Raw genomic sequence first — 23226 nt, 5'->3', positions numbered from 1 at the left:
TTGATACTATGTTTAAAATAAAAATATACGGAACAAAACATTGCTGAGCGGATGGAGCACCAGCAGTGAGCAGACGAAACCGACGGTAAAGCCGGCAAGTACTTCGCCTAGGGTGTGATGTTGCAGGATGATGCGTGCCGAACCCAATATCCCCGCCACGAGGATGAAGAGGCATAGCCACCACACCGGATTATAACTGAACAGCGCGCTGAACGAAACCAGTCCGCCCACGATGCCGCCCATACCTGCCATGTGTTCGCTCAGTTTCCACTTCAGATTGACAATGATGCAGATGACCAGCACCACCAGTGAAGCCAGTATAATGCCCGTCATGTACCAGGGAATGTTCAGCTTGTGCATCATCATCAGGCAGAATACGTACGAGATGATGGTAAGCAGGATCGGTACATAGCGTTTCTTACGGTCGCTCAGGTCCTGGCGGGCAAAGCCATTCACTTTGCGGAACAGGAAGATGGTCATGGTAGGCATCAGGATGGTGAAGCAGTAGACAATTCCCAATACGATGAGTTTGTACTGCAACGGCATGATGCGTAGGTAAGAGAACAGGAACAATACCAGAAAAGCCAGGAAGGGGATAGAGAATGGAGTCAGTATTCCCGAAATGATTCTGGCCGTACGGATCAGTGTCCTGTCAGCTATGATATGTTGCTCTATCTTCTCTTCTTCAGCCATTTTGTTTCTTTTATTATGCTTTTTTATTTTCTCAGTCTCGCTACCGGAATGTTGAGTTGCTGGCGGTACTTGGCCACCGTGCGGCGTGCGATGGGATATCCTTTCTCTTTCAGTATTTCGGCCAGTTCGTCATCGGTCAGCGGTTTCTTTTTGTCCTCGCTGTCGATGCATTCTTTCAGGATCTTCCGTATCTCGCGTACCGACATCTCTTCACCGTCTTCGGTGGTGTATCCGTCGCTGAAGAAGAACTTCAGGGGATAAATGCCGTAATTCGTTTGCACGTATTTGCTGTTGCTGACGCGTGAGATGGTCGAGATGTCCAGCCCGGTGCGTTCCGCCACGTCCTTCAGAATCATCGGGCGGAGCAATGACTCGTCGCCTTCGAGGAAGAAGGGGCGTTGCAGGTCGATGATGGCCTGCATGGTGGTCATCAATGTATTCTGGCGTTGCTTCACGGCGTCGATGAAGCCTTGTGCGGCGTCCATCTTCTGCTTGAGGAACATCATGGCCTCTTTCGATTCTTTCGATTGGTTGGCCTTGTTCTTCGTATGTTCCTCGACCATCTCCGTGAAGTCGCGGCTCATGCGCAGCTCCGGCAGATTGCGGTTGTTGAGGCTGATGTTGATGGTTCCGTCATCGTAGGTGTCTACTATGAAATCGGGGACGATCTGTTGCAGGTTCCGTCCGATGGCTTCACCCAGCGATGCGCCCGGACGGGGGTTGAGCTTGGTGATCTCTTCAAGTGCCTTATAGAAGTGTTCTTCGTCCAGTCCCAGCTTTTTGATGATCTTTTCCCAATGCTTGCGGGTGAACTCTTCGTAACATTCACTGATGATTTCTTCTTCCGTCTCCAGCAGAGGGTCTGTGCAGTGGGACTGTTTTTTGCGGCGGATCTGTATCAGCAGGCATTCCTGCAGGCTGCGTGCGCCCAGTCCGGGAGGGTCGAAATCTTGTACGATTCTCAGGGCTTCCTCCAGTTCCTCTTCCGTAGCGTTGATACCGGCGTAGATGGCCAGTTCGTCACCGATGCTTTCGAGGGATTTGCGGAGCAGGCCGTCGTCGTCCAGCGAACCGATCAGGTATTCCGCCAGTTCGCGCTGATGTTCGGTCAGGTTGCGTTCGCCGAGCTGTTCTCTCAGGATTTCGTAGAATGACGTCGCGTCCGAAAACGGAATCTCTTCTGCCTGCTCGCCTTTGGAGCGGTTGTTTTCCTGAAGTTTATAGTCGGGGATGTCGTCTTCGGTCAGATAGTCGCTCAGCGAGTCATAGTCCGTATCGCCTTCCGTCTCTCCTTCGGAGGTTTCGGCAGGGGTGGTCTCGTCGGAGGTGCTTTCTTCTTTGCCTTCTTCAAGGGCGGGATTCTCCAGCAGTTCGGCATGTACACGGTCTTCCAGTTCCACAGCCGGTAGCTCCAGTAGTTTCACTACCAGAATCTGCTGCGGTGAGAGCGTTTGTATCTGCTGCTGCGCCTGCGATTGTATCTGACGGGAACCTTGTGCCATACGTTTAATGCTTTACAGTTTTTGTTTCTCGCTACAAAAGTAATGAATTGTTCGATATAGCGAAATGATTTATCCGATAAAAGGAGTTAAAGGAAAAACCGGAGGGAGCGGGGAAGACATGGAGGGGGTGTTCCGGAAAGATATTCCCGGCCTCTTCCATGGCGGGACGGTTATTGCTCTGCTGCGAATCTTATTTGCTTTATCTCCTTTGTCAATTCATCCTTTGTTCCTATCTTTGCCATCATAACTTTAATATATACCATTATGTTCAGCAAAGAGACATATACGCAGCGCAGAGCCCTGCTGAAAAAAACATTAGGCTCCGGAGTACTGTTGTTTCTGGGAAACGACGAGTGTGGATTGAACTACGAGGACAATACGTTCCGCTATCGTCAGGATTCTACCTTTCTCTACTACTTCGGCCTTTCGTTTGCCGGGCTTTCGGCTATAATCGACATTGATGAAGATAAGGAAATTATATTCGGTGATGAACTGACCATCGATCATATCGTATGGATGGGGACTCAGCCCACACTGAAGGAAAAGAGTGAGCGGGTGGGAGTGGACATCACCATGCCTTCGGCCGACATTGTGAGCTATCTGCACAAGGCGGTACAGAAGGGACAGGCCATCCATTACCTGCCGCCCTACCGTGCAGAGCATAAACTGAAGTTGATGGACTGGCTGGGAGTGCCTTCCGCGCGTCAGGAGGGTTCGGTGCCATTTATCCGTGCGGTGATCGCGCAGCGTAACTACAAGTCGGCCGAGGAGATTGTCGAAATCGAGAAGGCCTGCGACATTACGGCGGATATGCACATTACGGCCATGAAGATCCTGCGTCCCGGGATGCGCGAGTGGGAAGTATCGGCAGCCATGGAAGCCGTGGCGCATGCCGCAGGGGGTGACCTTTCGTTTGCTACCATCGCTACGGTGAACGGACAGACGCTCCACAACCATTATCATGGCAATATCGTCAAGCCGGGCGATCTGTTCCTGATCGATGCCGGCGCAGAAACGGAGATGGGTTATGCAGGCGATATGTCGTCTACCGTTCCTGCCGATAAAAAGTTTACCCGGCGCCAGCGCGAGGTTTACGAGATACAGAACGCCATGCACCTGGAGTCGGTGAAAGCACTTCGTCCGGGTATTCCTTATATGGATGTATACGACTTGTCGGCACGTGTGATGGTCGAAGGTTTGAAAGGACTCGGGCTGATGAAGGGAAATGCCGAAGACGCCGTGCGCGAGGGTGCACATGCTTTGTTCTATCCTCACGGGCTGGGACACATGATGGGGCTCGACGTGCATGACATGGAGAATCTGGGTGAACTCTGGGTGGGCTATAACGGACAGCCCAAGAGCACGCAGTTCGGCCGTAAGTCGCAGCGTCTGGCCATTCCGTTGGAGCCGGGTTTTGTACATACCGTGGAGCCGGGCATCTACTTTATTCCCGAACTGATAGATCTCTGGAAGGGCCAGAAGAAGTTCACCGACTTTATCAATTACGATAAAGTGGAGACTTACAAAGACTTCGGAGGCATCCGCAATGAGGAGGATTATCTGATAACCGAGACAGGTGCCCGCCGCTTAGGAAAGAAGATTCCGCTGACACCGGACGAGGTGGAAGCGTTAAGATAGTTTTTTTTTTTTCATTAGTTGAAGTATTACTAAGATGTGAATCCAGGTAATACATATTAAGTTTTTATTATGTCCGGATAGTGATCCGGTCGATTTATTTTAAATTTTGTTAATATGGGATTGCCCGGATGTGAATCCGGGCAATCTTTTTTTTATCGATTTTTTTAAATAAAATCAGGAAAGGATTGTTTTTCTGATTTTAATAAGATACTTTTGTTGAAAATCTGAATCGTTTACTGTCTTAGGCGGAATTTAGTCATTGAAACGGATATTTGCCGTTTACGAAATAAGAATGTTACTGATTCTGATAAGACATTATACGGAGATAACTTAACTTTTTTTTTTCATAGCATTATGATGTCACTTAGATGTGAATCGGGGTGGCAGATCTCTTTTATAATAAGATAATATTAATGAATTTTTCTAATTGACAAAGATTGTTTGGATGTGAATCCGGGCAATCTTTTTTTTGTTGTTTTTTGAAAAAAAAGAGAAGAAAGAGTTGTTTTTAAAATTTTAAGGGCATACCTTTGGGAGAATTAAATAATTTTCTAATACTAACCTTTACTAATCCTATAAAAACATGAGTGGATTGTATTATAACTTGGCGTTGCGAAACAGTGATCTGAGAGATAAAGATTCTGAAAAGCTGTATTATTGTGTTTTAAAAAACAGAGGAATGGTGGATCAGGATACGTTTGTCAATTATCTGAGCCAGATCACCGGAATAAAAGAGGCTATATGCCTGGGAGTACTCTCGAAATTGGGAGCGGCTGTCATCAATTATCTGAAAGACGGGCAAAGTGTTGATATTCCGCATTTGGGTACTTTTAATCTGACTGCGAGCAGCACCGGCGTGAAAACGCTTGATGAGGCGAAAGCGTCACAAATAAAGGCTATCAATCTACGCTTTTCTGCTAAGGAAGAGACTGACTTAGTGCTGAGTCGTTGTGCGTTAACCCGAAGTGTCTCATTAACAAATACAAATGATGTGATTAAAGAGAAGGATCCAAGCGGTGAAATCGTGGATGATCCTACTGCATAGTCAGTATAAAATATTTATTTATAACTTTAGATAAGCCGCTGGGAACAGCGGCTTTTTTTATTACAAATAGGCTTTCTCTGAAAAATCTCTCAAAAAGGCCTCCATCTCGAGACTTAAGTCTTGGCGGGGGAAGATTTAAATCTTGAAAAATCATCGCTTAAGCGATGATTTAAAAGGGACTAAACGCTTGCTTTGGCGGATTGGTAATATATCTTTATTCTTTCTGTTTGGCTGTCTTGGTGCTATATTTATACAATATATGAGCTTCGTTTTTTTGCCGGATATTTTCTCTTTCTTTCTCTCTCTACTTCTTCTGATAATTCTTGTTTTTTATGCATCGATACACTACTTTTGTCCGTTACAGACAGAAAAACGATAAAACCATTCACAAATATTCAATTCATAAACTATGCGTAAATTAAAAAATGTCCTCCGGGCATCTTCATGCTGTGCTTTTTCAATCTTAATGTGTCTCCCGGCCGCCGGGCAGAATGCATGGAGCGAAGCTGACTGCGTGACCCTGCTGGACAGTACCTCGGTAACCGTGCAGCCAAACGGCTCCGGAAGTTTTGCCGTGTACAAATCGTTTAAAGTACAGACTCCCAAAGGGGCAGTGAATAACCATGTGATCAAGTATGATTATGATCCGCTGACGGCCTTTGCCCGTTTCAAGCAAGTCACCGTGCAGCGTGCCAACGGCGAAACCATACAGGTGGACGTGACCAAGACCTGCGATTATGCCGCTCCGGCAAGGGCTATTTATTGGGGAGCCCGTCAGATCATGCTCGAACTCGGACGCCTGGAGCCGGGAGATGTCGTTTCCTACGAAATCAGTAAGAAAGGCTTTACTTATGCTCTGCTGGCAGGAGCTGAAGATGATGACGCGCGTTTCATTCCGCCCATGCGCGGGCAGTTCTACGACATTGTTCCTTTTTGGGTGAATGAACCCACCCGCCGCAAGGTATACCTTGTCAGTATGCCGATGGAAAAAGAGCTTCAGTTCCAGTTCTATAACGGTGCCTGTACCTCGTCAATGCGTTATGAGGACGGGCGAAAGGTATATACGTTTGCCGTGGACGAAGTGCTTCCTTTCCGGAAAGAGCCCAATATGATGGATCTTTTTGACGAAGCCCCGAAGCTGATGATGTCGTCTACCCCGAAATGGGAGGATAAGTCGCTCTGGTTTCACGACTTGAACGAGGCATACGGCAGTTTTGCCGCACTGCCCGAGGCTCAGAAGAAAGTGGACGAACTGATAAAGGGAAAAAAGACCGAAATGGAGAGAATCGCCGTATTGACCCATTGGGTAGCCGATAATATCCGTTATGCAGGCATCACCATGGGCGAAGGCGAGGGCTTTACGCTCCATAATACGAAGATGAACTACACCGACCGCTGCGGAGTATGCAAGGACATTGCCGGCACGCTGATCTCTTTCCTGCGTATGGCGGGATTTGAGGCCTATCCGGCCATGACGATGGCGGGAAGCCGCATCGAAAGCATCCCTGCCGATCACTTTAACCACTGTGTGGCAGTGGTGAAGCTGGCGAATGGGACGTATATGCCCCTCGATCCTACCTGGGTTCCTTTCTGCCGCGAGTTGTGGAGCAGTGCCGAGCAGCAGCAGAACTATCTGCCCGGCATTCCGGGAGGTTCCGACTTGTGCCTGACTCCGGTTTCGGCTCCCGAGAATCATTATGTCCGCATCACTGCCGATAACAAAATCGATGCAAAGGGCACGCTGAAAGGTTCGTTTACCATCACCGCCGAAGGTCAGTCGGACAGCAGCATCCGCCGCATCTTTACGCAGGGCTGGCAGACCGAATGGCAAAGCACGATGGAAAGCCAGTTGCTCAACGTATCTCCCAAAGCCCGTATGCTCGGAGTGGACTACGGAAAGGCGCCGAAGGATTATCAGACAGGCCCCATTCGCATCACGTTCCGTTACGAGATACCGGACTATGCGCTGGTCGGTGACCGGGAATTATTGTTGAAACCGATGGTGATGAACAACCTCTATGCGAGCGTTCTCTCGTTCCTGCGCATCGATACCGGCTTGGAAACCCGCCAATACGGCTTCCGTGATGCTTGCTCTCGTCTGGTCGAATTGGACGAAACGATTGCCCTGCCGCGGGGATATCGCCTGGCGGGAGAGCCGCGCAGCGAACAAAAGGCCGCTCCGGCAGCCGACTTCGAAGGCTCGTTGCAGCAGGTTGGCAACAAACTGGTGCTGAAACAGAAACTCGCCTTGAAGAAGCGCATCTATCGGGCAGCCGACTGGGAAGGATTCCGTGCTGCGGTGAATGCCTACAAAAGCTTTGCGGATTATTTGATTGTTAAACTCTAAAAAGATGATCGTCACACATGACTAAAATATATACCCTTCTGCTCCTCTGCCTGTTTGCGCTGACTCTTCCGGTCACCGCCCGGGAAGCGGAATTTAAGAAAATCAAAGAAAGCTGGACCCTGCAGGCTGATGGTACGCAGGTTTATCGTCAGTCGAAAGTCCTGACGCTGTACACTCACACGGCCATGAACCGCACGTATGGGGAGTCGTTCATTACGTACGATCCCCGTTATCAGACTTTGCAGATTCACGAGTCGTATACCCGCCAGAAAGACGGAAATATCGTCAAGACCCCCGCCAATGCTCTGGTCGAAGTGCTCCCCTCGGCAGCAGCCAATGCGCCGGCATTCAATGCTTTGCGCGAGATGGTAGTCGTACACACCGGGCTGGAACTCGGAGCTACCATCTATCTGGACTATTCCATTACAACCAAACCGGGATATTTGCCGGGGATTCAGATCTGCCGGTTGCTGGAGCACTCTTCGCCGGTGAAGGAGTACGAGATCAGCATCACCGTTCCCCGGGGGCAACATTTGGAATATGCCCTTAACAACCACAAGGAGAAAGCTTCCGTAACCGAATCCGAAGGGATGAAGCAAGTCAGCTGGACCCTGAAAAATCTGCCCGCCCTCAGCCGTGAGCCGCAGGTGTCGGTGATCGGCGGTGATTTGCCTCTGCTGACTGCCACGACTGAGGAGAAACCCCTGTCGTTTCTGACGTCACAATGGCAACCGGAAGGAGATGCAGGGATTCGTGCGCTGGCCGGAAAACTGACTGCCGGAGCGAAGGACGATAAAGAAAAAGTAACCGCGATACGTGACTATGTGATTGATAATCTTTACTATTCGTCCCTCCCGTTGGCGGAAAGCGGTTATCGCATCCGTCCCGCCGCAGAGGTGATCCGTTCGGCATACGGCACGGAGGCCGAGAAGGCGAATCTGATGGCCGCATTGCTGAAAGCGGCCGGACTGAAAGCCGGGATAGGGGCGGTCTGCGCTCCGTCCGAGAATACGGCATCACTGGGAGTAGGCAGCATCCGCGAACTGTTTGTGTGGACCGACGCCGGAGGCAGCCAACAGGCTCTGTCACTGAAAGGCAAAACTCCCTCAGCCGTTTCCTGGCAGAAAGATTATGCCTATGTAGCTTCATTGACGCAGCCGTTTGAACTGAATCTTCCACCGGTTACCCTGAGAAAAGACTATGCATTGCAGCCCGACGCGGCAAATGCCAAAGATGGCTATCTGGTCTTCACCCTCCCCGTAGAGCGTGGCAGCCTGGCCGGTTCCCAGTACGTCCGGTTCAATAGCAAGCGCACTTCGAACCTTTTGTTGCCCGGACTGGCGGATGAATCTTTCACCTATACCGTAGATACTCCTGCAGGTATGGAACCTGTCACTCGGCCGATGGAGAAGAAGATGGACAATGCCGTAGGTACATTAACCATTTCCATCCGTCCCGAAGGAGCGAAAACGCGAGTGATCCGGAGCCTGAAGTTGAAGAAACAGATGATTCGCCCGGCGGATTATGCCGCTTTCCGTCAACTGATGACAGAGTACGGGGCGGTGGACGGGCTGACGCTGGTGTACAGAAAACCTCTTCCCTGATCCCTCTTTTCGACAGGAAGAGACAGTATATGTGCTATTATTCAGATTTAATAACTCAAAATATAACAATGAAGATGTAGCGGGAGCTGCCCGCAAAGGACATAGGCCGGTATCCGGCGGAACGGTCTCCAAACGATAAGCGGTGATTCGTGGAATGAGGATATGTCGAAACTCGCATTCACCACAGATTACACGAATGTATACAGTTGGATACTGTTATCTATCAATAGATTAAGTTCGTCCTGTGAAGTTCTGTATCACTCTGTGGTGAGTTATGGCATACCCCCGTTCTGCAGGTCACGCTCCGTAGAGCTCCTCTCCTGTGCCTCTCTGCCTATGCAGCTCTGTGGCGAAACAGGCTTCCGCAACATCTTTTAGGGAGGAACCCTTATGAGAAAACTATTATTGCTCTTATTTTCAGCACTTTTTGTGCTGTCAGCCCAGGCTGAAGATGTGCTGCGCCTGATGACCTACAACGTCCGTAACGCCAATGGCATGGACGGTATATGCAATTATCAGCGTGTAGCCAATGTGATCAACAACGCCCGTCCGGACATCGTTGCCATCCAGGAACTGGACAGCATGACTGCCCGGAGCAACCGGACCGATGTTCTCAAGGAACTGGCGGAACGCACTCAATTGCATCCCTGCTTTGCGCCTGCCATCGATTATGACGGAGGAAAGTATGGCATCGGTATACTTTCGAAAGAGACTCCGCTCCGTGTGCAAACCTTCGCCCTTCCGGGACGTGAAGAGGCACGCACGCTGCTTGTAGCCGAGTTCCCGGAGTATGTCTTTGCGTGTACGCACCTTTCTCTGACCGAAGAGGATCGGATGAAGTCTCTCGAAATCCTGAAGTCCGTTACAGCCAATACCCGGAAACCTTTCTTCCTTGCCGGTGACTTCAACTCGGATGCCGACTCCGGCTTTATCAAAGATTTGAAGAGTACATTCCAGATACTTTCCAACCCGAAGCAGCCCACTTATCCGGCTTCCGAACCGAAGGAGACGCTCGACTACCTGATTGCTCTGAAACAGGAAACGCCTACTTTTGTTGTCAACTCGGCCCGGGTGATCGATGAGCCTCTGGCGTCCGATCATCGTCCTTTGTTGGTAGAAGTACGGATGGCGGTACCCGAGAATCGGATTTGCCGTACCAAACCCTATCTTCAGAATCCCGTAGGAGGTGGAATCACGGTGATGTGGCAGACCAACGTGCCGGCCTATTGCTGGGTGGAGTACGGCACGGACCCTTCCAACCTGAAGCGCGCACGTACCCTTCTGGATGGTCAAGTTGTTTGTGGCAATACTCTTCACAAGATTCGCCTCGATAGTTTGCAGCCCGGACAGAAATATTATTATCGTACCTGTTCGCAGGAGATCCTGCTTTACCAGGCCTACAAAAAGATGTTTGGCAATACAGCCCGTACAGAACTCAGGGAGTTCACGTTGCCCGCAGCCGGTGATGACAGTTTTACGGCCGTGGTGTTCAACGACCTGCATAAACAATCGAAGACGTTTCAGGCATTGTGCGAACAGATAAAGGGGATTGACTATGATTTTGTAGTGTTCAACGGCGATTGTGTAGACGACCCCGCCAATCACGATCAGGCAACAGCCTTTATCAGCGAACTGACCGAAGGCGTGGAGGGTGACCGCGTACCTGTCTTCTTTATGCGCGGCAATCACGAGATCCGGAATGCCTATTCGGTAGGCCTGCACAGCCTGTTCGATTATGTAGGCGATAAGACTTACGGCTCCTTCAACTGGGGAGATACCCGTATCGTAATGCTCGATTGCGGTGAAGATAAGCCGGATGATCATTGGGTATACTACGGACTCAACGACTTTACGAAGCTGCGTAATGACCAGGTAGGATTTTTGAAGCGTGAGCTCGCTTCCAAAGAATTTAAGAAAGCCGCTAAGCGGATTCTGATTCATCACATTCCGCTTTACGGAAACGACTACGAGAATCTGTGTTCCGGGCTTTGGGGTAAACTTCTGGAGAAAGCACCTTTCAATATCAGCCTTAACGCGCACACACATGAATATGCCTATCATCCCAAAGGCAGCCTTGGCAATAACTTCCCGGTGATTATCGGTGGCGGTTATAGCATGAAAAGTGCAACGGTAATGGTGATTGAGAAGAAGAAGGACGTACTTAAGGTGAAAGTACTCAATACCAAAGGAGAAGTGTTGTTGGAACTTACCGTCTGATAACGTCTCCCTTCCGAAAAAAATAGCGGGAGAGGATGTGTTTAAATCCTGATTTAGAAAGGGAGAGCTTCTCATTTGAAATTTGTCTGCCCTTATGAACAATGAAAAGAGCCATGTCAAACTCTATTTTTGAGTAATGATATGGCTCTTTTATGTTTATGGATTACAGTCTGTAACTTTTTAGAGTGCTCACTTTAGTTGCGGCACATTCACTTCTTTTATTTAATTATGTATGTAATTCGAGTACAAACCTGCTCCCCTTGGTGTAACTGGTATCCAGTGTCAGGCTGCCGTTCATTTTGGTTGCTATCAGGGCGCAGATGGGTAGTCCTAAACCGTCTCCTTCTGTCAGGTCTTTGATTTCAGTGAAGGGCTTGAACAGGTTCTCTTGTTTCTCAACGGGAATACCCGTACCGGTATCCGATATAATGAATTGGTGCGTATGTGCGCCTCTCTTTTTGAAATCAAGGAATATCTTTCCGCTTTCGGTATATTCCGCAGCGTTCTTCAGCAAGTGAATCAAGATCCGTTCCAGTTGTTCAGGATTGGTCTTGATCTGGAGTTTGGCAGCATTGACTACGGTCGAAACTTCGGGTTGTACAAACTCTTTCACCTTATCCATGGTAGCTTCACAGAAAGTATTTACGTTGATCTCCTTCATTTCATAAGGTTCAGTCAGAGAGTTTTCCAATGTGGAAAGTTCCTGTATATCATTGCTGAACTTCTTCAGGGCTGCTACTTGTCCTTGCATCTGCTGTGCCTGTTGAGGTGCTTTGTCCGACAGCTCGGCGGCAGAAGAGGCGAGTGTATCCAGCGTAGGTTCCATCTGTGCTGAAATATTCTGGATAAACTGTGTCTTCAGTTCATTGTGTTCATTGGCTATCTGTACGCTCTTTTTCAGTTTCCGGTTACCGGCAATGAAACGAAGCAGTACGATGGCCACAAATATCAGACCGGCAATCAGGATTACTACCAGTGTGCACAGCCCGACGATCATATACTGTTTGCCCGAAAGTGTGTCTTCTTTCTCCTGAATGATCTGCTGGCTTTCGTCATACTTGCGTTTCAGTACGTTCAGTTCGTCTTGTGCCGTCATTGCTTTTACTGAATCGGTCCAGACGATGAAGTTCTCGTAAGTGCGGGCCACCAGTGAGGCATTGTTAGATTTACGTCCGATGGCAATCAGTTTTTTATAGCATTCGTTGACCTTATCGTAATTCTTTTGGGCTTTATATTGGTTGATTAATTTCTGAAAACACGCGTCTCCCTGAGTGTTTTGCCCGAATGTGTAGTAATAACTTGCCTGTGTGTATAGTAGGTTCTCGCTTAATGAATCGTTCTTGGCCAGGCCTGCGGTTTCTGCCAGCTTATCCAATTGAATTTTAGCCTGCGCCGCATTCTTTAGTCCGATGTACATCTGCAGTCTCTCTTTGGTGATTTGGAAACGTAGCGGGTAAAATTGTTTCTGCTGTTTTTGTTCACCGGCCCAGACTAGCTGATCCATTCCTCTACAGAGGTCGAATGCCTCTTTGTAATAATTTTCACGATGGTACAGAGCTGCTCCCTGAATTCCGCATTCCACGGCTTTCGGATAATTCTCCTGCGTTGCGAAAGCGCCATAGGCCTGGATGAAAAGATAACGCGCCTTAGTGTATTCTTTTTGTTCCAGACTACTCTGCGCTTGTTTCATCAGTTCATTTGCTCTGTTTTGTGTGCCTTGTGCATCGACGATTGTGCTAAAACAAACGAGGATGGTCAGGATTAAAGTCGATATTTTCATGCGATTTGGTTTTAAACAGTGACAAAGTTAAAAAATCTTTGTAGAAACCTCTCATTTCCCCCTCTTATTTTTCATTTCTTCTTTGATTCTTCTTCAAAGAGGAATGGCGGGCATTACCGGTTGGTTGAAAGGTGGATAAAATTTGATAATTCAGGCATAGATTCTACAAATAAGGCTCTCTCCGGAGCCGGTATTTGTAAAGTCTATGTCTGATAATGATTTGGAATATGGCTCTATCTAATATTTAAAACTGCTTCCTCCCAGGAATTCTCTCAAAAGTGAGGTTGGAGGAATCTCCTTATCCTGTACAGGAGTGAAATATTTGATAAACTTCAGCAACCGATATGCTTCAGCATATTCCGGACAGTTACGTGGCACGCTGGTAAGAATGGGCTCGGCATGACAGCGGAGCACGGCAAATTCAAATAAAAGGGCGGAGTTGAACATCACATCGGCATTCTCCTGATAAGGGAAAATCCATTTATCTTCTCCGGCGCGTACGCTGGGCCAGCGTGAGATAGTCTCTTGGGCAGAATAGCCGCGATAGTTGAAGTCCCGGATAATACGGCGCAAAAGTCGGTTGTCCGTCGTTGGGATCCAGTTATGATCGTCCAGCGAGATGGTTGTCAAGGCAGAGACGTATATTTTGAACTTATTTGCTGCCGGGATTTGCGGAGTCAGTTCCGGATTAAGGGCGTGTATTCCCTCAAGAATCAATACCGTATGTTCGTCGATCCGCAATTTATCACCTTTATATTCTTTTTTTCCCAACATAAAGTTATAGCGGGGCAGTTCTACTTCCTCGCCACGCAACAAAGCCTGTAGTTGTGTATTGAATAACTCCAGGTCGAGGGCATAAAGGGATTCATAGTCATAATTGCCGTTTTCATCCAATGGAGTGTCTTCACGGTCTACAAAATAATTGTCCAGTGAGATGGGATATGGTTTCAGGCCGTTGGTCATTAACTGGATGGAGAGTCGCTTACTAAAAGTTGTTTTCCCGGATGATGACGGTCCGGAAATCAACACCAGTTTTACACGAGTCCCGTTTTCTCCGCGGTGGAAAATGCTATCGGCTATTTGTGCTATTTTCTTCTCTTGCAGAGCTTCTGCCACATTGATCAGGTCCGTGGCATGTCCCTCTTCACAAGCAATATTGAAATCTCCTACATTGTTCAATCCCATGATGTAGTTCCATCGCAGGTGCTCTTTGAAAACATCGAGCATTTTCTCCTGTTTTACCACATCTTCCAGTACAGATGGGTTTTCTTTGTTAGGAATACGCAGCAACAGTCCGTCGTAGTATTTAACGAGGTCGAATAAGTGGATAAATCCTGTACTTGGGAGCAGATTACCGTAATAATAGTCGGCAGTACCTCCCAAAGTATAATAATAGGTATAGATAGAACCGGAAGATTCGAGTAATTTTACCTTGTCATTCATGCCCCGTTCACTGAATACACGTACGGCTTCAGTTGTATGACACTCAATGCGGTGATAGGTAATGTCTTCCGCTATAATTTCCTGCATACGTTTCTTTATTTGTGACACGTCTTCAAGTGTGACGGGGCGCCCGATCCGCAAATTGCAGAAGTATCCTTTGGATACCGGGTGCTCCACAAAAAGTTTGCCATTCGGAAAGAGTTCGCTGACAGCTTTGTAGAGCACAAAGCAGAGAGAACGCACATACGTACGCATTCCCGAAGAATCTCTTACATCCAGAAACTCTACATCTTTATTGTTATATACACGAAAATTGAGTCCTTCAGAGCGATTATTTACTTTAGCACTGACTACCTGATAAGGAAAATTAAGATTAAAGCCGTAATAAATATCCAAAAGTGAGCTCCCAATAGGGAATTCTTTAGAAATATTATTATTTTTGCAATATATTTGTAACATCTGTTTCATTTCACGTCATTTTGGGGTGAATAGTACGGATAAATATATCACATAATTGCTAAGAAGACAAACAACCACTAAAATAATTATAGATGGAATATTCTTTTTATGATTTTTTAAAGCTCATTGGCTCGTTAGGACTTTTTCTTTATGGAATGAAGATCATGAGCGAGGGCTTACAGAAAGTCGCAGGTGACAGATTGCGAGGAATTCTGACAGCAATGACTACAAACCGGGTAACGGGAGTTTTAACAGGTGTGTTGATCACCGCCCTTATCCAATCTTCTTCGGCAACGACGGTGATGGTGGTCAGTTTTGTAAATGCCGGTCTGCTGACATTGGCCGAATCCATTAGTGTGATAATGGGTGCTAATATCGGTACGACAGTCACCGCATGGATCATTTCTATTTTTGGGTTTAAAGTCGACATGGCTGCTTTTGCCCTTCCTCTTTTAGCCATTGCCCTTCCTCTTATTTTTTCGGGTAAAAGTAACCGTAAGTCTATCGGTGAATTTATCTTTGGTTTTTCTTTCCTCTTTATGGGGCTTTCGTACCTCAAAGCAAATGCCCCCGACCTGAATGCCAACCCGGAAATGCTGGCTTTTGTACAGAACTATACAGATATGGGATTTTTCTCGGTTCTGCTCTTTTTATTTATCGGTACTATTCTCACTATGATCGTACAGGCTTCCGCCGCGACGATGGCTATTACTTTAATTATGTGTGCCAACGGATGGATCAGCCTGGAACTGGGTGCCGCATTGGTCTTGGGTGAGAATATCGGAACTACTATTACAGCCAATCTGGCTGCCCTGACTGCTAATTCACAAGCAAAACGTGCTGCTTTGGCTCACTTTGTTTTCAATGTTTTTGGTGTGATCTGGGTGCTGATTATTTTCCATCCTTTTATGGTATTCGTCAATTGGGTGGTCGATACCTTCTTCCATCCGGGAAGTGCAGAGGTGGCTATTTCTTATAAGTTGTCCGCTTTCCACTCTATTTTTAATATATGTAACGTCTGTCTGCTGATTTGGGGAGTGAAACTGATTGAGCGTACCGTGTGTGCCATTATTCGTCCCAAGGAAGAAGATGAAGAGCCACGCTTGCGCTTTATTACCGGAGGTATGCTTTCTACGGCCGAATTATCCATACTTCAGGCCCGTAAGGAGATTCATCTGTTTTCCGAGCGTATTCATCGTATGTTTGGTATGGTACAAGATCTGTTGCATACTGAAAAGGATGATGACTTCAATAAACTTTTCAGCCGGATTGAGAAATACGAGAATATCAGTGATAATATGGAATTGGAGATTGCCAATTACTTGAATCAGGTATCTGAAGGGCGTTTGAGCTCGGAAAGTAAGCTTCAGATACGTGCCATGCTTCGTGAGGTAACCGAGATTGAAAGTATTGGTGACAGTTGCTATAACTTGGCACGTACCATCAGCCGGAAGCGTCAGACCAATCAGGATTTCACAGAGAAGCAATATGAGCACATTCATTTCATGATGAAACTGACCAATGATGCTCTGTCGCAAATGATTGTCGTGGTCGAGAAACCCGAACATCAGAGTATCGATGTTAATAAGTCATTCAATATTGAGAATGAAATTAATAACTATCGTAACCAACTGAAGAATCAGAATATCCTGGATGTGAATAATAAAGAATATGATTATCAGATGGGCGTTTATTACATGGATATTATCGCCGAATGTGAAAAACTCGGTGACTATGTAGTAAATGTAGTAGAAGCGAGCAGTGACGTAAAAGAAAAGAAAGCGTCTTGAGAAAAGTGATGAACGATGAACGATAAAGCGTGTAATTGAGAGTGCTCATCGCTTATCGTTCATCGTTAATGAATCGTTTAGCCATTATACGGTTCGAAATCTTCTTTTCCAACTCCACACAGAGGGCATACCCAATCATCAGGAATATCTTCAAACTGTGTTCCGGGTTCGATTCCGCCTTCCGGATCACCTATCTCCGGATCGTAAATGAAATCACAAACGGTGCAAATGTACTTCATGTCGTCTCTTTTTTTAAGTTTATGCAAATATAACAAAAGTATCGGACGTATTGTTCATTTATTTTTTCTTTTTTCATTAATAAAGCACTACCTTTGTCTGTAGCAACAAAACATTAATCAAGGAATTATAAACTATGATGTGGCAGATTGTATTATCACTGGTATGTGTGGCTTTTTTAGGAGCTATTCTGTGGGAAAAGAGACAAGGTAAGTTAATGCAATCTGCATCGGACCGGAAACTGGAGAATGTAAATTGTCTGTTTGATGCGATTCTGACGCATATTCATGCGTATGTTTTGGTAATCGATTCTGATTTCAAAGTCCTGAAAACTAATTATTATGATTTGACTCATCTCAGTCCGGACGGTAAAGAGAAGCGTGTAGGTGATCTGTTGCAATGCCGGAATGCCTTGTCTGCCAAAGGGGGATGCGGAACCCATGCTTTTTGCCAGGAATGTCCGGTGAGGGGAGCAATAGGAAACGCTTTCCGCCAGAAGAAAGAATTTACTGATTTGCAATCATCACTGAATATTGCCATAGACGAGCATGAATTTGTAAAGTGCGACGTAATGATCTCGGGAGTATTTATGACTCTGGATAGTGAAGAGCGCATGGTGCTGACGGTGCATGACATTACTTCGATTAAACAAACGGAAGAGGCGTTGGCCGAAGCGAAGGAAAAAGCGGAAAATGCAGATCGTTCCAAGTCCGCTTTTCTAGCCAATATGAGTCATGAAATCCGTACGCCACTGAATGCCATCGTCGGCTTTTCCGAACTGCTGGCAGCGGCCAATACAGAAGAAGAAAAGCAAAAATACCTGGAGATACTCCATACGAACAGCGAATTGCTATTACAGCTGGTTAATGATATTCTTGATTTGTCGAAGATTGAGGCCGGTACATTGGAGTTTGTTTATTCTGATGTCGATATCAACTTGTTACTGAATGATTTGGAACAATTGTTCCGTATGAAGATAGGCTCTAACTCGCCTGTACAGATTATAACAGAGTCCGGGTTGCCCTCGTGTATGGTTCATACGGATCGTAACCGAATTGCTCAGGTTGTGTCCAATTTTGTATCTAATGCAATCAAATTTACTACAGAGGGTAGTATCCGTATCGGATATCAGTCTTCCGAGAATGGACTTCGGTTTTATGTTAGCGATACCGGTTCGGGTATTTCGGCGGATAAATTGGAGGGTGTCTTCGATCGTTTTGTGCGTTTGCAAAGTGATAAAAACGGTAACGGACTCGGACTCTCTATCTGTAAGACGATTGTAAATAAGCTGGGTGGGGAAATCGGAGCCGAATCTGAGGTAGGCAAAGGAAGTACCTTTTGGTTTACATTGCCCGAACATTCCGATATTAAACCCAAAGTCATCATTGAGAAAGAGCAGGAAGAATTGCCTTCTGCAGTACGGGTTCCGGTTATCGATGCGGGAAGTGATAAAAAACTGAGCATACTGGTGGCCGAAGATATGGAAGACAATTATCGTCTTTGCGAAGCTATCCTCGCTTCACGTTACGAATTACATTGGGCTCACAATGGTGAAGAGGCCATTTCTCTTTTCCTGAAATTCCAACCGGACATTATCTTGATGGATATCCGTATGCCTGAGGTGAATGGCTACGAGGCTACGGAGGCTATCCGACAGATGTCGGCTACAGTGCCTATCATTGCTCTTACTGCTTTTGCGTATGAAGAAGACCGCCAGAAAATCATGCATAGCGGCTTTACCGATTTCCTGACGAAGCCCATTTCGTCAAAAGTACTGTTGGGAAAACTGGAATCCTTAAAAAAGATTTAAGAAACATCTTATACCGGATTTATGTTGTACTTTTGCAACTTCTAATTTAATGTATGTATCTGCATGACTGCAAAGAACGACGATTATTTTCATTTGGGCCTGACTGATCAAGAAGTTCTCCAAAGCCGGGAGAAATATGGTGCCAACCTACTGACGCCTCCTAAGCGTCCTTCGCTCCTGAAGCTTTATTTGGAAAAATTTGAAGATCCTGTTGTACGTGTGCTGCTTATTGCAGCTGTATTCTCTCTTATCATTTCCGTTATCGAGAATGAGTATGCCGAAACGATCGGTATTATAGCCGCTATCCTGTTGGCAACCGGTATCGGTTTCTATTTCGAATACGATGCCAATAAGAAATTCGATTTACTGAATGCCGTTACTGAAGAGACTTTAGTAAAGGTGATTCGTAACGGGCGTATTCAGGAGATTCCGCGTAAAGATGTGGTAGTAGGTGACATTGTGGTATTGGAGACCGGTGAAGAGATTCCCGCAGATGGCGAACTGATAGAAGCTATTTCTTTGCAGGTGAACGAATCGAACCTGACCGGGGAACCGGTGATTAATAAAACAATAATCGAAGCCGATTTTGATGAAGAAGCTACGTATGCTTCCAATCTGGTGATGCGTGGTACAACTGTGGTCGATGGCCATGGATCGATGAAGGTACTTCGTGTGGGAGATGCTACGGAGATTGGGAAAGTGGCACGTCAGAGTACGGAACAAACTACGGAGCCTACACCATTGAATATCCAGCTGACCAAATTGGCCAACCTGATCGGTAAGATCGGTTTTACCGTAGCCGGACTTGCTTTCCTTATTTTCTTTATAAAAGACGTTGTACTGTATTTCGATTTTGGGGCTCTGAACGGTTGGCATGACTGGTTGCCGGTGTTGGAGCGTACATTGAAATATTTCATGATGGCGGTTACCCTGATCGTGGTTGCCGTTCCCGAGGGATTGCCTATGAGTGTGACCCTCAGCCTGGCACTGAATATGCGCCGTATGCTTGCCACTAACAATTTGGTGCGTAAGATGCACGCTTGCGAAACAATGGGGGCGATTACCGTGATTTGTACAGACAAGACCGGTACGTTGACACAAAATCTGATGCAGGTGCACGAGCCCAATTTCTATGGTTTGAAAGATGGTGGGAAACTGGCAGATGACGATATCAGCAGACTGATTGCGGAAGGGATTAGTGCTAACTCCACTGCTTTTCTTGAAGAAACGGGAGAGGGTGAGAAGCCGAAAGGAGTGGGTAATCCTACGGAAGTTGCCTTGTTGCTGTGGCTGAATAGCCAGAAACGTAACTATCTTGAACTCAGAGAAGGAGCACGGGTGCTCGACCAATTGACGTTCTCGACTGAACGTAAGTTTATGGCTACTTTGGTGAAGTCGCCGTTGATAGGCAAAAAGGTATTATATATAAAAGGTGCGCCCGAAATCGTGCTTGGCAAATGTAAGGAGGTGATTCTCGATGGCCGTCGTGTGGATAGTGTGGAATATCGTTCGACTGTCGAAGCACAATTACTGGGTTATCAGAATATGGCTATGCGTACACTTGGTTTTGCATTCCGTTTGGTGGAAGATAACGAACCGGATGACTGTGTGGCACTTGTTTCAGAAAATAATCTTAATTTCCTTGGAGTCGTTGCCATTTCCGATCCTATACGTCCCGATGTGCCTGCGGCAGTAGCTAAATGCCAGTCGGCAGGTATCGGTATCAAGATTGTGACCGGGGATACTCCGGGCACCGCAACTGAGATTGCGCGTCAGATCGGGCTGTGGAAACCGGAAGATACGGAACGCAATCGCATTACCGGAGTTGCTTTTGCCGAATTGAGTGATGAAGAAGCATTGGATAGAGTGATGGACTTGAAAATTATGTCGCGTGCCCGTCCTACCGACAAACAACGTCTGGTACAATTGCTGCAGCAGAAAGGAGCCGTTGTGGCTGTGACCGGAGACGGAACGAACGATGCGCCGGCGCTCAATCATGCACAGGTAGGACTTTCGATGGGTACCGGAACTTCAGTTGCCAAAGAGGCCAGTGACATCACTTTGCTGGACGACTCTTTCAACAGTATCGGGACTGCTGTGATGTGGGGGCGGTCACTTTATAAGAATATCCAGCGTTTCATCGTATTTCAGCTGACCATTAACTTTGTGGCACTTCTCATCGTATTGCTCGGTTCTATTGTGGGAACAGAACTACCGTTGACTGTGACCCAAATGTTATGGGTAAATCTCATCATGGATACATTTGCCGCTTTAGCTTTGGCTTCTATTCCGCCAAGTGAGAGTGTTATGAACGATAAACCGCGTCGCAGTACTGATTTTATTATTAGTAAAGCGATGCAACATAATATATTCGGTGTCGGTACACTCTTTCTGGTAGTACTGATGGCGATGATATACTACTTTACAAATGCCGACGGTGGAATGACGGTACAGCGGTTGACCATTTTTTTCACCTTCTTTGTAATGCTTCAGTTTTGGAATCTGTTCAACGCCCGTGTGTTTGGCACTACCGATTCAGCATTCAAGGGTCTTACGAAGTCGTACGGAATGGAATTGATTGTACTGGCCATCCTGGGTGGGCAGTTTCTTATAGTGCAGTTCGGTGGAGCTGTATTCCGTACAGAACCGCTCGACTGGCAAACATGGCTTATCATCATCGGTTCTTCTTCTCTCGTCTTGTGGATTGGAGAATTGATTCGCTTGGTCAAACGTTTAACTCAGAAATGAAAATGAAAGCTATTTATCACAGTGGACGCAAAGAAAGTGTCTTTTATGAACAGGATATAAAAACTCCGTTTCCTTTGCGTGCTCTGTCGTGTATAAGCTTTCAAAAACAGAATAGAGATGAAAAGAAAAGGAATTAAAAACCTTATTTTTGATTTTGGTGGTGTATTGATTAATCTCGACCGTCAGCGTTGTATAGAAAACTTCCGGAAGTTGGGATTAGAGAAGGTGGACGAATTGTTAGGCATGTATTCTCAGCAGGGAATCTTTATGCAACATGAGAAAGGGTTGATCTCGTCAGCCCAGTTTCGTGATAGTATCCGCGGGCAGATAACTCAGGAGGTGACGGATGAGCAAATTGATGCTGCTTGGAATAGTTTCTTGGTGGATATTCCACGTTTTAAGCTTGATATGTTATTGAAACTCCGCGAGAAATATGTGGTCTATCTGCTGAGCAATACCAACGAGATACATTGGAAGTGGGCATGTGAGCATGCGTTTCCGTATCGGGGTTTCCGTGTAGAAGACTATTTTGAAAAGATGTACCTCTCGTATGAAATGAAAATGGTAAAGCCCGCTGAAGAGATTTTCCGGGGAGTGCTTGATGATGCAAACCTCGATCCGCGCGAAACTTTTTTCATAGATGACTCCGAAGCCAACTGCCAGGGCGCCCAGGCATTGGGCATCTCTACCTATACAGTGAAACCCGGTGAAGACTGGAGGCCGCTTTTTGCCGAGAATTAAAATAAATAGGAGAAACAGCATGCAGATAATCCGTAATATACCGGGAGTTCTACCCGAACCATGTGTTGCCACCATCGGTTTCTTCGATGGAGTACATATGGGGCATCGCTTTCTGATAGAACAAGTCAGAGAGTTGGCTGCGGCTCGTGGATTGCGTTCTGCACTGATTACTTTTCCCATTCATCCTCGTAAGGTGATGAATGCAGACTATCGTCCGGAGTTATTGACCACTTCGGAAGAGAAACTGGCGCTGCTTGAAGAAACGGGCGTGGATTATTGCTTTATGCTTGATTTTACACGTGAAGTATCACATCTGACTGCCCATGAATTTATGTCCGATATCCTGAGAGACCGTTATCGGGTGCAGACACTTGTCATCGGATATGACCACCGCTTCGGACACAATCGTAGTGAAGGCTTTGAGGATTATTGCCGTTATGGCTCTGAAATGGGAATAGAGGTGATTCGTGCTCGTGCCTGTGTGTGTGATGATCTCCATATAAGCTCTTCTGTCATTCGTAAGATGTTGCATCAGGGCGAAGTAGATCGGGCTGCACGTTGTCTGGGTTACGACTATTTTCTGGATGGTACGGTGGTGAGCGGTTATCAGGTAGGAAGGAAAATCGGATTCCCTACGGCCAATCTCAGTGTAGACGATCCTGATAAGTTGGTTCCTGCCGATGGTGTCTATGCAGTTCATGTCACGTTCGACGGGCATACTTATAATGGTATGCTCAATATCGGTACTCGTCCCACGATAGGGAATGGTCCCGAACGTTCGATAGAAGTGAATATCCTCCATTTTCATTCCGATATTTACGATAAATTTATCCGGCTCTCTTTTGTAAAATATCTCCGTCCGGAGCTGAAGTTCGATGGGATTGAAGGATTGATAGCGCAGCTTCATCAGGATGCAGCCGATGTGGAAGCGCTTTTGGGGAAAATACAAAATGTCAATTGACATTTTGTATTTTTTGTTTGCCACTGAGTGAGTTATATTCGGCCCGTTATCTTCCGGCTCTTAAATAGGAGCTTATTTTGTGAATTCGGCTTTTCAGATAGTCATCCTGATTGCGGATAATACATGTCTCTTGTTCTGTTTTGAGCCTGTTCTGTGTTCTTTAATTTGCAGAATATTCTGTTTTAAGGTGCAAATCGTTATTCTCTCCCTG

Annotated in this window: 15 protein-coding genes; 10 read left to right on the top strand and 5 right to left on the bottom strand. The window is 46.5% G+C overall.

The genetic code is table 11. The features are described 5' to 3' along the window. Positions 1 to 12: 12 nt before the first annotated feature. Together BF9343_RS20250 and rpoN are read right to left on the bottom strand one after the other, a co-directional pair. The gene (locus tag BF9343_RS20250; RefSeq protein WP_005791307.1) at positions 13 to 693 is read right to left on the bottom strand and encodes a phosphatase PAP2 family protein; all 681 of its coding nucleotides are present in this window, start codon (positions 691 to 693) and stop codon (positions 13 to 15) included. Positions 694 to 716: 23 nt separating this feature from the next. Continuing rightward, positions 717 to 2195 carry an RNA polymerase factor sigma-54 gene (rpoN, locus tag BF9343_RS20245; RefSeq protein WP_005791309.1) on the bottom strand — a complete coding sequence of 493 codons (1479 nt, stop codon included), beginning with the start codon at positions 2193 to 2195 and terminating at the stop codon, positions 717 to 719. Positions 2196 to 2459: 264 nt separating this feature from the next. Here rpoN and BF9343_RS20235 point away from each other — a divergent pair, with 264 nt between their 5' ends. The 5 genes from BF9343_RS20235 to BF9343_RS20215 all read left to right on the top strand — a co-directional run bounded on the left by BF9343_RS20235 (position 2460) and on the right by BF9343_RS20215 (position 11046). Next, positions 2460 to 3833 (top strand): aminopeptidase P family protein, encoded by a 1374-nt coding sequence (locus tag BF9343_RS20235; RefSeq protein WP_010993732.1) that lies wholly within the window; start codon positions 2460 to 2462, stop codon positions 3831 to 3833. Between the two features lie 583 nt (positions 3834 to 4416). After that, positions 4417 to 4878 carry an HU family DNA-binding protein gene (locus BF9343_RS20230; RefSeq protein ID WP_005791311.1) on the top strand — a complete coding sequence of 154 codons (462 nt, stop codon included), beginning with the start codon at positions 4417 to 4419 and terminating at the stop codon, positions 4876 to 4878. Positions 4879 to 5287: 409 nt separating this feature from the next. After that, the gene (locus tag BF9343_RS20225) at positions 5288 to 7225 is read left to right on the top strand and encodes a DUF3857 domain-containing protein (RefSeq protein WP_010993731.1); all 1938 of its coding nucleotides are present in this window, start codon (positions 5288 to 5290) and stop codon (positions 7223 to 7225) included. Between the two features lie 17 nt (positions 7226 to 7242). Continuing rightward, positions 7243 to 8829, top strand: coding sequence for a DUF3857 domain-containing protein (locus BF9343_RS20220; RefSeq protein WP_010993730.1), 1587 nt, complete (start codon positions 7243 to 7245; stop codon positions 8827 to 8829). Between the two features lie 390 nt (positions 8830 to 9219). Then, positions 9220 to 11046, top strand: a complete 1827-nt coding sequence (locus BF9343_RS20215) for an endonuclease/exonuclease/phosphatase family protein (protein ID WP_010993729.1) — start codon at positions 9220 to 9222, stop codon at positions 11044 to 11046. A gap of 226 nt (positions 11047 to 11272) precedes the next feature. On the opposite strand, the gene BF9343_RS20210 is transcribed toward BF9343_RS20215, so the two are convergent. Both BF9343_RS20210 and BF9343_RS20205 read right to left on the bottom strand, forming a co-directional pair. Continuing rightward, positions 11273 to 12826, bottom strand: a complete 1554-nt coding sequence (locus BF9343_RS20210; RefSeq protein ID WP_005814235.1) for a sensor histidine kinase — start codon at positions 12824 to 12826, stop codon at positions 11273 to 11275. 237 nt (positions 12827 to 13063) lie between these two features. Then, positions 13064 to 14737, bottom strand: coding sequence for a nucleoside kinase (locus tag BF9343_RS20205; RefSeq protein ID WP_005791317.1), 1674 nt, complete (start codon positions 14735 to 14737; stop codon positions 13064 to 13066). An 83-nt stretch (positions 14738 to 14820) separates the two neighbouring features. Between BF9343_RS20205 and BF9343_RS20200 the strand changes: the two genes are divergently transcribed. Then, positions 14821 to 16518, top strand: coding sequence for a Na/Pi cotransporter family protein (locus tag BF9343_RS20200; protein ID WP_005791319.1), 1698 nt, complete (start codon positions 14821 to 14823; stop codon positions 16516 to 16518). A 77-nt stretch (positions 16519 to 16595) separates the two neighbouring features. Here BF9343_RS20200 and rd read toward each other — a convergent pair whose 3' ends face one another. Next, positions 16596 to 16757 carry a rubredoxin gene (gene rd, locus BF9343_RS20195; RefSeq protein ID WP_005804009.1) on the bottom strand — a complete coding sequence of 54 codons (162 nt, stop codon included), beginning with the start codon at positions 16755 to 16757 and terminating at the stop codon, positions 16596 to 16598. A gap of 134 nt (positions 16758 to 16891) precedes the next feature. On the opposite strand from rd, the gene BF9343_RS20190 reads away from it, so the two are divergent. The 4 genes from BF9343_RS20190 to BF9343_RS20175 all read left to right on the top strand — a co-directional run bounded on the left by BF9343_RS20190 (position 16892) and on the right by BF9343_RS20175 (position 23015). After that, on the top strand, positions 16892 to 18565 hold the full coding sequence (locus tag BF9343_RS20190) for a hybrid sensor histidine kinase/response regulator (protein WP_010993727.1): 1674 nt from the start codon (positions 16892 to 16894) through the stop codon (positions 18563 to 18565). A gap of 63 nt (positions 18566 to 18628) precedes the next feature. After that, positions 18629 to 21313 carry a calcium-translocating P-type ATPase, PMCA-type gene (locus tag BF9343_RS20185; protein ID WP_005814238.1) on the top strand — a complete coding sequence of 895 codons (2685 nt, stop codon included), beginning with the start codon at positions 18629 to 18631 and terminating at the stop codon, positions 21311 to 21313. A gap of 117 nt (positions 21314 to 21430) precedes the next feature. Continuing rightward, complete coding sequence (locus BF9343_RS20180; protein WP_005791331.1) at positions 21431 to 22054, top strand: HAD family hydrolase; 624 nt, start codon at positions 21431 to 21433, stop codon at positions 22052 to 22054. Between the two features lie 19 nt (positions 22055 to 22073). Further along, on the top strand, positions 22074 to 23015 hold the full coding sequence (locus BF9343_RS20175; protein ID WP_005791333.1) for a bifunctional riboflavin kinase/FAD synthetase: 942 nt from the start codon (positions 22074 to 22076) through the stop codon (positions 23013 to 23015). Positions 23016 to 23226 lie beyond the last annotated feature (211 nt).

Origin of the sequence: Bacteroides fragilis NCTC 9343 (assembly GCF_000025985.1) — a bacterium.
GTDB classification, from domain to species: domain Bacteria; phylum Bacteroidota; class Bacteroidia; order Bacteroidales; family Bacteroidaceae; genus Bacteroides; species Bacteroides fragilis.
Note: the sequence above shows the minus strand (reverse complement) of the source record. Positions and strands in the feature narration are given on the sequence as shown.

Coding starts and splice junctions, on each gene's coding strand:
- BF9343_RS20250 (WP_005791307.1), bottom strand. CDS start 693: ATGGCTGAAGAAGAGAAGATAGAGCAACATATCATAGCTGACAGGACA.
- rpoN (WP_005791309.1), bottom strand. CDS start 2,195: ATGGCACAAGGTTCCCGTCAGATACAATCGCAGGCGCAGCAGCAGATA.
- BF9343_RS20235 (WP_010993732.1), top strand. CDS start 2,460: ATGTTCAGCAAAGAGACATATACGCAGCGCAGAGCCCTGCTGAAAAAA.
- BF9343_RS20230 (WP_005791311.1), top strand. CDS start 4,417: ATGAGTGGATTGTATTATAACTTGGCGTTGCGAAACAGTGATCTGAGA.
- BF9343_RS20225 (WP_010993731.1), top strand. CDS start 5,288: ATGCGTAAATTAAAAAATGTCCTCCGGGCATCTTCATGCTGTGCTTTT.
- BF9343_RS20220 (WP_010993730.1), top strand. CDS start 7,243: ATGACTAAAATATATACCCTTCTGCTCCTCTGCCTGTTTGCGCTGACT.
- BF9343_RS20215 (WP_010993729.1), top strand. CDS start 9,220: ATGAGAAAACTATTATTGCTCTTATTTTCAGCACTTTTTGTGCTGTCA.
- BF9343_RS20210 (WP_005814235.1), bottom strand. CDS start 12,826: ATGAAAATATCGACTTTAATCCTGACCATCCTCGTTTGTTTTAGCACA.
- BF9343_RS20205 (WP_005791317.1), bottom strand. CDS start 14,737: ATGAAACAGATGTTACAAATATATTGCAAAAATAATAATATTTCTAAA.
- BF9343_RS20200 (WP_005791319.1), top strand. CDS start 14,821: ATGGAATATTCTTTTTATGATTTTTTAAAGCTCATTGGCTCGTTAGGA.
- rd (WP_005804009.1), bottom strand. CDS start 16,757: ATGAAGTACATTTGCACCGTTTGTGATTTCATTTACGATCCGGAGATA.
- BF9343_RS20190 (WP_010993727.1), top strand. CDS start 16,892: ATGATGTGGCAGATTGTATTATCACTGGTATGTGTGGCTTTTTTAGGA.
- BF9343_RS20185 (WP_005814238.1), top strand. CDS start 18,629: ATGACTGCAAAGAACGACGATTATTTTCATTTGGGCCTGACTGATCAA.
- BF9343_RS20180 (WP_005791331.1), top strand. CDS start 21,431: ATGAAAAGAAAAGGAATTAAAAACCTTATTTTTGATTTTGGTGGTGTA.
- BF9343_RS20175 (WP_005791333.1), top strand. CDS start 22,074: ATGCAGATAATCCGTAATATACCGGGAGTTCTACCCGAACCATGTGTT.